The organism is uncultured Campylobacter sp., assembly GCF_938045535.1.
GTDB lineage: Bacteria > Campylobacterota > Campylobacteria > Campylobacterales > Campylobacteraceae > Campylobacter_B.
Map to the genome: position 1 here is coordinate 1 of NZ_CALIMQ010000197.1, position 8,101 is coordinate 8,101.

Sequence of the window (8,101 nt, forward strand, 5' to 3'; positions counted from 1 at the left end):
GAAACCAACTACTGTTTCTAAGTCTTTGTTTAAGTATCCAGGACCGTGTGAAGTGATTGTTGATACAACTTTAGTGTCCATGTCTAAGACACCACCAGCTTCACGTTCTTGTTTGTTCAAGTCCATTACTTGTGCCCATAAAGCTTTAGTAGCTTCAGTAGGTCCAGCTAAGAAACTGTCGTCTCCTTCATAAAGTGTGTAGTTTTCTTGGATAAAGTCACGGACGTTAACTTCTTCTTTCCATACTTTACCTTTAAAACCGTTCCATTGTTCCATAAATTTTTCCTCCTTAGATAATTGGTTGTGAAACTTATAACAGCTATCTACACAAATATTATAACACAATTAATTTTAAGTGCAATACATAAGTGTAAAAAAATACAAAGATTTTGTTAAGTATTGTTATAATCGCTATTTTAAGGCAGTATAAGTTGTGAAAGATGTATTATAACAGTTTAATATGCTGTACTAAAATTTTGAAACAGAATGAAATATTTCACAATATAACCTTAATTGTTCACAATCTAACCTCTTTTTATCTTCATTTCACTAATTTAAAAACAAAAAAGAGCATTATCAAATTTCTTCGCTTCATCATACCCGCAAGCCCGAGCCCAAACATCATCGCAGCGACGATCAGATAGTGATTTAGACTCATTTTATCCCTCGCTCTCTTCGTATGTCAGGCTTGCGTCCATCTGCTTATGCGCAAGCACGATAGCGCATATCATCGCCACGAGCAGCATCACGGCTGCAAGCTCGAAAATCGCTAGATATTTCGTAAAAATAATCATCCCAAGCGCCTCGGTATCGTCGGTGTTTAAAATTTTAAGCGTTTCTACGTTGTTTGCGACCACCGCGCCGAGCACGATAATCACGAGCAAAAATGCGATCACGCCGCTAAGCGCGAAAAATAGCCTTGCCCCCTTTTTCGGCTCGATTACGTTTTTATCCGCGCCCAAAAACATCAGCGCAAAGCCGTAAAGCACGATCACGGCGCCAGTGTAGACTATGATCTGCACCACGCCTAAAAACTCCGCATCCAGCAAGAAGAAAAATCCGCTCATAAAGACCATGCCGCCGGCCAGCGCGCTAAGGGCGTAAAGGACGTTTTTGCTAAAAACGCTGATGCCGAAAAGCGCCAGGCAAACCGCGCTGAAAAAATAAAATGCAAGCGTTTGTATCATTGCTCCTCCCCCTGCGCGGCGGAATTTTCGGCGCTTTGAGAGACGAGATTTTCTTTGGAATTTCGCTGCGAATCAGGCGCGGAATTTTGAGCGTCCGTAACGGAATTTTCTTTAGAATTTTCGGCGTCCGCGGCGGAGTTTTCCTTTAAGCTTGCCCGCCCGACGTCTTGCCGCTCGGCTAAAATTTCGCCGCTTAAGCCCGCGCCCTTTGAAAATAGAATTTTATCGCTAGCGACGCCCTCTTTTTTGGAGCTTTCCGCGGCACTATTTTTTAAATTTGAATCCGCGCTCTTTAAGCTTAGCTCATCGCTTGCGGCGTCGCTTTTTATATAGGCGTTCGGCGTCACCTTGATCCGCGCGCCTGCGTTTTCATCCAGGCTGCCATAGCCTGCAAACTCCTGCGCCGCGCCGTTTAAACATAAATTTTCGCCGCGAATTAAAAGATCCTCTTTAAAGCCGTAGTATGCCCGCTGTTCGCTCGCAAGCTCATATTCGCAGCCGTGCACGATAGCGATCTCAGGGCAGACATCCGCGCAAAGCCCGCAGTAGACGCAGCGCCCTAAATTTATCGAGTAGTTATCTACCTTTTTGCGGCCGTCGGCGCCGAGGCTGGTCTCCATTGCGATGCAGTTTGCCACGCAGATCTTCTCGCACAAGCCGCATCCGATGCAGCGTTCGCTGCCGCTTTCAAGCAGGCGCATAAGCTTATGCACGCCGCGGTATCTAGGCGGCATGACAAATTTTTCCATAGGATATCGAAGCGTATGCGAGCCGCCGCGCTTAAACATATTTCGCAAAACGACCCACAGCCCCACGAAAAGCTCGCCATTAAAGGTGCGGGCTAGGAATCTGCGAAACTTATCGCCGCCGGATTTAATAGGGGTTCGTTTATCGATCTGGGCGTATCTTGCCATCGTACCCTCCTTAAACGATCGCTAGCGCGGTAATTAGCACGCAAGCAAGAGCTAACGGCATGCAGACTTTCCAGCAAAGCCCCATCAGCTGATCGGGGCGCAGATGCGGCCACGCCGCGCGCGCCCATAGGAAGCAGAAAAACACGAGGCTTGATTTTAACACCATCATAACGCCGCCAGGGATAAACCAAAACGCGTTAAATCCGCCCAAAAATAGCAGCGTCGTAACGACGGAGTAGGTTATGATATTGGCATATTCGCCGATAAAAAACATACCCCAGCGCATTCCCGAATACGCCGTACCGGCGCCCGCTACGATCTCGGTTTCGTTTTCGGTAAGACACAGCGGCGTGCGGTTGCACTCTACAAAGGCTGCGATAAGAAAGAGCGCGAAGCAGACGGGCTCTTTCCAGATAAACCACTTATCAATGCCGCCGCTTTGCGCGCTTACGATGTCGATGAGCGAGAGCGAGCCCGTGATCATCACGATAGGGATCAGGCTAAGGCCGTTTATCACCTCAAAGCAGGTGATCTGCAAAAACGCGCGAAACGCGCCTATCGTGCCCCATTTATTGTAGCTCGCAAGCCCTCCGATCAGCAGTCCGTAAACGCAGGTGCCGCTAGCTCCGAGTAGGAATAAAATTCCCACATTTATATCGCTTAAAATCGGCTGTACCGTCCGCCCGCCGATCGTAAACTCCGGCAGCAGCGGCACTACCGAAAGCGCCACGAAAGCTCCCGTAGCCGATATGATCGGCGCGATTTTGAAAAGAAGCTTATTCGCCCGCGCAGGGATCGCGTCCTCTTTGGTAAAAAGCTTTATCATATCCGCGCCCACCTGCAAAAGCCCCGCAGGCCCGACCATAGAGGGCCCGATCCTACGCTGCATAAAGGCAAGTACTTTGCGCTCGGCGTAGGTCGCAAGCCCCGAGAGCAGCGCGATAACGGCTAAAATCACGAGCGCCTTTAAGACGGTGGCTACGAAATAAAATGCACTATCGCTCATCTGCCCTCTCCTTTGGAATTTGAAATTTTCTCGATTTTTACGCCGGCGTAGCGCGAGGTTTTGAAAAATATCTCGCCGCGCAGTTTCTCATCAAAATACGGCAGATACGCCCCGCTAAAGCCTGGATCGATCTTTACGCTAGCGACGATTTCGCGCTTTAAGCTTACGAGCTCCTCTGTGCTGCTTTCGCTGTTTTCATTGTCAGAGGTACCGACTTTGTGCGCGCTGCTAGAGCGATCCGCTTTTTTTGCATGACTAGCGCCACCCTTGTCGCTTTCATTATCAGCAGCGCCAATTTTGCCTGCGCCGCCAGTTTTTTCATTATACCCCGTGCCGTCCGATTTGTAAATTTTAACGACATCGCCCGCGCTTACGCCCAGAGCTTCGGCGATGCCGGAGCTTAGATACAGCGCGCCCGCTTCGCCGAGCCCACTGCTTGCTCCGCTAAATTTATTGAATTGATGCAGCGGATTTGCCTCATAGATTAAAATTTCGCCCTCGCCCGCGCTAAGCGGCGCGGAAAGCGAAATTTCAAACTCCTCCTCGCTTGCGGCAAACTCCTTATTTCGCAGCTCATATCCGCGGTGATTTGCGCCGCCGTTGTCGTAGAAATTTTCTAAATCGTCAAATTTAACCTGCTCAAAATCCGCGCCCAAGCTAGGCGTATAGCAGATCGCGTGCTCCGCGCAAACCCCAAGCGCACAGGCGATGTCGTTTAGCTCGTATCCGCCATAATCAAGCGCCGCATTGGTAGGCACCACGCGCTTATCGTAGTTCGTAAACGTGCCCTCCTGCTGCACCAAGCTAGGCGCGTCCAGATCCGCTTCCAGCACGCCGAAGCTAATATCGCCCGCTTCATTGTAGCCTAGCGTCTCGCCCGCGCTCATTTGCGCGCTAAGCTCACAGATGAGCGCGACGCCCAGGCTGTTCGTGCGCGGCGGCACCAATAGCACCTTAAATGGCGTGTAGCGCTGCACCAAACCCGCCAGGCGCGCAAGCGTGGCGCTATTTGGCGTGCGGATAAAATCCTCGCCGATGATAAGCGAAAAACGCTCCTTTTTAGCCAAAATTTCATCTATTTTTTGCTCGTCCAGACCCAGCGCGCGGGCAAAATTTGAAATTTTACTTTCCGCAGGATTCTCGGAATTCTGCGCAGAATTTTTTGCGGAATTTTCAGCGCCGTCCGCGCTTGCGGAATTTTCGGCACAGCTCGCACTCGCAACGTTCCCAGCGCCATTTGCCTCCGCAGAATTCTCAGGATTTTGCGAATCTGCGGGTTTATCGTCTAAATTTTCCTTCGCCGCAGCATGCGAAATTTCAAATTCCGCCGCGAGTTTCGCATCCAGCCACTCAGGTAGATCGCGCCCGAACTTTTGCAAGATCCAAAGAAGGATCTCTGCCTCCAAGCCCGCGGCGTGCGGCTGATGGATGAAATTTTTGCCAAAACCTTTAATGCCTTCGTCGCAAAACGGATGAAAATATACTCCGCCTGCCTTATTTAGCTTACAGGCGCTGTTTACCGCATAGCCCAGATTTGGCGCGTCGCTACGTAAAAATGTGCCGCAAACAACGATGAAATCGCTGTTTTTAACCGTCTGCGAATCCGCATTATAAAATTTCGTGCCGCTAAGCTTAGAAAATTCGCGCAGGAATTTTTGATACGCAAGCGCTTCGTCGTTAATCAGAGCGAGCTTAAATTTTTGCCGCAAAAGCTCTAAAATCCGCGCTTCTTCGTTGGTGATGAAGCTATTAAATTTGATATTTTTAATCTCGCCGTCCTCGATGCCGCGCACGATGCGGCTAAAGACCGCTTCGTTTTTGCTCGCCCGCTCGTTTGAAAAATCCCAGCCGAAGCGCGCTCCTGCATGCAGAACGCTAAAATTTATGTCGCTACTAACGCGATAAATTTTTTCACGTGCGTCGTCTATACCGCGGCGCTTGACCTCGTAATAAAGCAGTTCGCAATCGCTGCTGTGCGGATTGGAAGCGGGGATCTGGCGCAGCTCCCAGGCGTTTGAAACGTATTTAAACGCGCTCTCCACCAAAGCTCCCGTCGGGCAGACCGCCGCGCTCTCGCCGTAGTTTACGCAATCATCATTTTCATTTACCCGCGCGATTAGGCTTTTTTGAAGTTTGTTCCACACGGCGTAGGCGTCTTTAGGCATCGCGTCCTTTTGCTCCTTGCTCGGCGCGTCTCCGCCGCGCGGGACGAGCTTAAACGCATCTACGCCCAAGCGGTCTTTCGCGGCGGTGATACAGCGCTCGCAGACGATGCAAAGGCTAGGATCGTAACTCAAATATCCCCAATCCTGCACCTCGCGCGCCGTATCGCGGATAGCGTAGCTTTGGGCATTTGTGCGCATCAGATGGGCTAAATTTTGAAGTTCGCACTCGCCGCTTTGATCGCAAACCCCGCATGCCATCGGATGGTTAATACAGTAAACCTGCGTGATCGCCTCGCGCTCGGCGTCGATCTCGGGGCTGCGGCTGTAAACGACCATGCCGTCCTTGGCCTTGGCGTTGCAGCTATAGACGCGCTTGCCGTCCGCTTCGACCATACAAAGCCTGCATGCGAGCGTCGGCGTACCGCCACTTAGATAACAAAGCGCAGGGATAAAAACGCCGCAGCGACGCGCGACCTGCAAGATATACTCACCCTCGTCGCACTCGCAAGCTTTACCGTCGATCGTGATCTTTGCCATTTTAAACCTTAGAAATTTCGGCTAGTTCGAAATTATAACCGCCAAAGCCCTGCCCGCCCGAGCCTAAAAGCGCGATCGTGCCCTTTAGCTCCTCATCCAAAATAAATTCTTTTTCTAAATTTAGATGCGGCGTCTTTATGCGGACGCGATCGCCGCCCTTGATCTTTGCGACCATGCTAAAATACCTTCCGCCGATGAGTTTATCGTCCGCATCGTGTTTGAAAACCACGGCGCCGTCGAAGCTCATAAGCTCTTTTAGATGACTTAAATTTACCCGCTCTTGTGCGCCCAAATCCGCTCGCTCGCCGCGTAAGCTTAAAATTTTAACCCCGAACTTCGCCGCTATGAGAGATAGAAAGGCTTTGATATTTTCAGCGTCGGGATGAGTTTTAATGAGCGCATCGTCGATCAAAAGCGCGTCGCAGTCTCCCTGTAAAAACTCCGCGATCTGCTCGATCTCCTCCTCGCCCACGCTACTTTCGCCGCTTAGATACTCCAGATCCAGCTCCGCAAAATAGGGCTCGTCGCAAAAGCTCGCGCAGATTAGCGCCAGCACGAAGCTTTGCGCGCCGATCTCGCATTTTATCAGCTCGCCGGGTAGATGCGGATCTTGCAGCGGCGATACGCTTAAAATTTCAGCGCTCTTAAAACCTTCTGCAAGCGCGGGATTTTGCAAGCTAAGCAGCGACGCGAAATTTAAAATTTTCATCCTCTCCCCTTTTTGGCGACGACCATCCAATCGACTTGGTTATAACGAATCGAGCTTAAAAGCGTGGAATTTAGCCCCTCTACCAGATCGGCGCTTTTTTGAACCGCGCTGAAATCGCCCATCTCAAACATAAAGATCATCGTCTCGCCGCGAGCGGAATTTTTCAAAATTTCGCCCATGCGGTTTAAAAATTTATCGCCCAGATGCCTCAAATCGTAGCGCTTCATCGATCCACCTCGCCTAAAATGATATTCGTGCTGCCGATGATCGCCGCTGCATCGGCAAGATACTGCCCGGGCAAAATTTCTTCATAGACCGCGCAGTGCCAAAAGCTCGGCGTGCGAATCTTAAGGCGGTACGGGCGGCTTTCGCCCATCGAGCGGATATAAAATCCAAGCTCGCCTTTAGGACTCTCGCTCGCGGCGTAAATTTCGCCCACGGGCGGGCGCAAACCCTGCGTAACCAGCACAAAATGCTGCATCAGCGAGTAGTTCTGCGTCATGATCTGCTCTTTGCTCGGATTTACGTAAGCGGGATCGATCGCTAAAATTTGCGGATCGCTTAGCGGATAGTGTTTCGCGCACTGGCGCAAAATTTTAAGGCTCTCGCGCATCTCCGCCATATAACACTTATAGCGCGCGTAGCAATCGCCCTCGCTCGCATACGGCACGTCAAAATCAAGCTCGTCGTAGATGAGATAGGGCTCTTCTTTGCGGATATCCCAAGCATGCCCGCTAGCGCGGAGCGTCACGCCGCTACAGCCGCAGCTAAGAGCCGCTTCGTGCGAGATCACACCCACCCCTTCGGTTCGCATTAGCCAAATTCTATTCGTATCGAGCATATCTTCAAATTCTTTAATATCGCTTGGAAATTCCTCGCAAAACTTTAACATCTCTTCTAGCCAGCCGTTAGGCAGGTCCAAAAATACGCCGCCGATTTTGATATTATTGTGCGTAAGGCGCGCGCCGCAGTATTTTTCTATCAGATCGAGTATATATTCGCGCGAGCGAAAGCAATAAAGAAATACCGTCATCGCGCCGATGTCAAGCGCGTGCGTGCCCAAAAACAGAAGGTGCGAGCTGATGCGATTAAGCTCAAGCAAGATCGTGCGGATGATCTGCGCGCGGCGCGGCACTTCAATGCCGCAGAGCTTCTCGACCGCGGCGCAAAAGCCGTAGTTGTTCGAGCCCGATGCGATGTAATCGATGCGATCTGTTACTGGAACGAACTCCGCGTAGATCATATTTTCTGCCATCTTTTCGATGCCTCGGTGCATGTAGCCCACGCCGGGGCGGGCGCGCACGATGCGCTCGCCGTCAAGCTCCAGCACGAGCTTTAGTTGGCCGTGCGCGCTTGGATGCTGCGGACCGAAATTTAAGATCATATTCGCGCCCTCGCGCTCGTACTCGATGTTTTCGAAAAACGGTCTTAGCTTGCTTGGATTTTGCATTATTTTCTCTTTGTGATGATCTTGTAAATTCCGCGTTTAACGCGTTTTACGAAACGCACGCCGCCCTCTTCCTGATATTCTTGTAAAATTTTCTCTTGCGGCCGCGGCTCTCCGTAACCGCCCTCGTGATAGA

The 8,101-nt window shown here is 50.7% G+C and carries 7 protein-coding genes and 1 pseudogene; all 8 read right to left on the minus strand.

The window, feature by feature from the left end; genetic code table 11:
- Window positions 1–276: pyruvate formate lyase family protein (locus Q0095_RS06055; protein WP_297882314.1), on the minus strand; the 276-nt coding region annotated here is incomplete at its 3' end.
- 383 nt (window positions 277–659) lie between these two features.
- On the minus strand, window positions 660–1,187 hold the full coding sequence (locus Q0095_RS06060; RefSeq protein ID WP_297882316.1) for an NADH-quinone oxidoreductase subunit J: 528 nt from the start codon (window positions 1,185–1,187) through the stop codon (window positions 660–662).
- A 329-nt stretch (window positions 1,188–1,516) separates the two neighbouring features.
- Window positions 1,517–2,101 (minus strand): annotated as a pseudogene (gene nuoI / locus Q0095_RS06065) (NADH-quinone oxidoreductase subunit NuoI); the annotation flags it as partial.
- 10 nt (window positions 2,102–2,111) lie between these two features.
- On the minus strand, window positions 2,112–3,107 hold the full coding sequence (nuoH, locus tag Q0095_RS06070) for an NADH-quinone oxidoreductase subunit NuoH (RefSeq protein ID WP_297882318.1): 996 nt from the start codon (window positions 3,105–3,107) through the stop codon (window positions 2,112–2,114).
- Window positions 3,104–5,809: an NADH-quinone oxidoreductase subunit G gene (locus Q0095_RS06075; protein WP_297882320.1), complete on the minus strand. Its 2,706-nt coding sequence runs from the start codon at window positions 5,807–5,809 to the stop codon at window positions 3,104–3,106. Before Q0095_RS06075 ends, nuoH begins: the two co-directional genes overlap by 4 nt.
- A 1-nt stretch (window position 5,810) precedes the next feature.
- Window positions 5,811–6,518 (minus strand): hypothetical protein, encoded by a 708-nt coding sequence (locus Q0095_RS06080; protein ID WP_297882322.1) that lies wholly within the window; start codon window positions 6,516–6,518, stop codon window positions 5,811–5,813.
- Entirely contained in the window at window positions 6,515–6,745 is a 231-nt protein-coding gene (locus Q0095_RS06085) for an NADH-ubiquinone oxidoreductase subunit E family protein (RefSeq protein WP_177386790.1), read from the minus strand. The genes Q0095_RS06080 and Q0095_RS06085 overlap by 4 nt, the downstream gene beginning before the upstream one ends.
- Complete coding sequence (gene nuoD / locus Q0095_RS06090) at window positions 6,742–7,968, minus strand: NADH dehydrogenase (quinone) subunit D (RefSeq protein WP_297882325.1); 1,227 nt, start codon at window positions 7,966–7,968, stop codon at window positions 6,742–6,744. Before nuoD ends, Q0095_RS06085 begins: the two co-directional genes overlap by 4 nt.
- Window positions 7,969–8,101: the final 133 nt, after the last annotated feature.

Excerpts from the sequence above, each read along its gene's own strand:
- nuoH (WP_297882318.1), bottom strand. The coding sequence starts at position 3,107 with ATGAGCGATAGTGCATTTTATTTCGTAGCCACCGTCTTAAAGGCGCTC.
- Q0095_RS06075 (WP_297882320.1), bottom strand. The coding sequence starts at position 5,809 with ATGGCAAAGATCACGATCGACGGTAAAGCTTGCGAGTGCGACGAGGGT.
- Q0095_RS06060 (WP_297882316.1), bottom strand. The coding sequence starts at position 1,187 with ATGATACAAACGCTTGCATTTTATTTTTTCAGCGCGGTTTGCCTGGCG.
- Q0095_RS06085 (WP_177386790.1), bottom strand. The coding sequence starts at position 6,745 with ATGAAGCGCTACGATTTGAGGCATCTGGGCGATAAATTTTTAAACCGC.
- Q0095_RS06080 (WP_297882322.1), bottom strand. The coding sequence starts at position 6,518 with ATGAAAATTTTAAATTTCGCGTCGCTGCTTAGCTTGCAAAATCCCGCG.
- nuoD (WP_297882325.1), bottom strand. The coding sequence starts at position 7,968 with ATGCAAAATCCAAGCAAGCTAAGACCGTTTTTCGAAAACATCGAGTAC.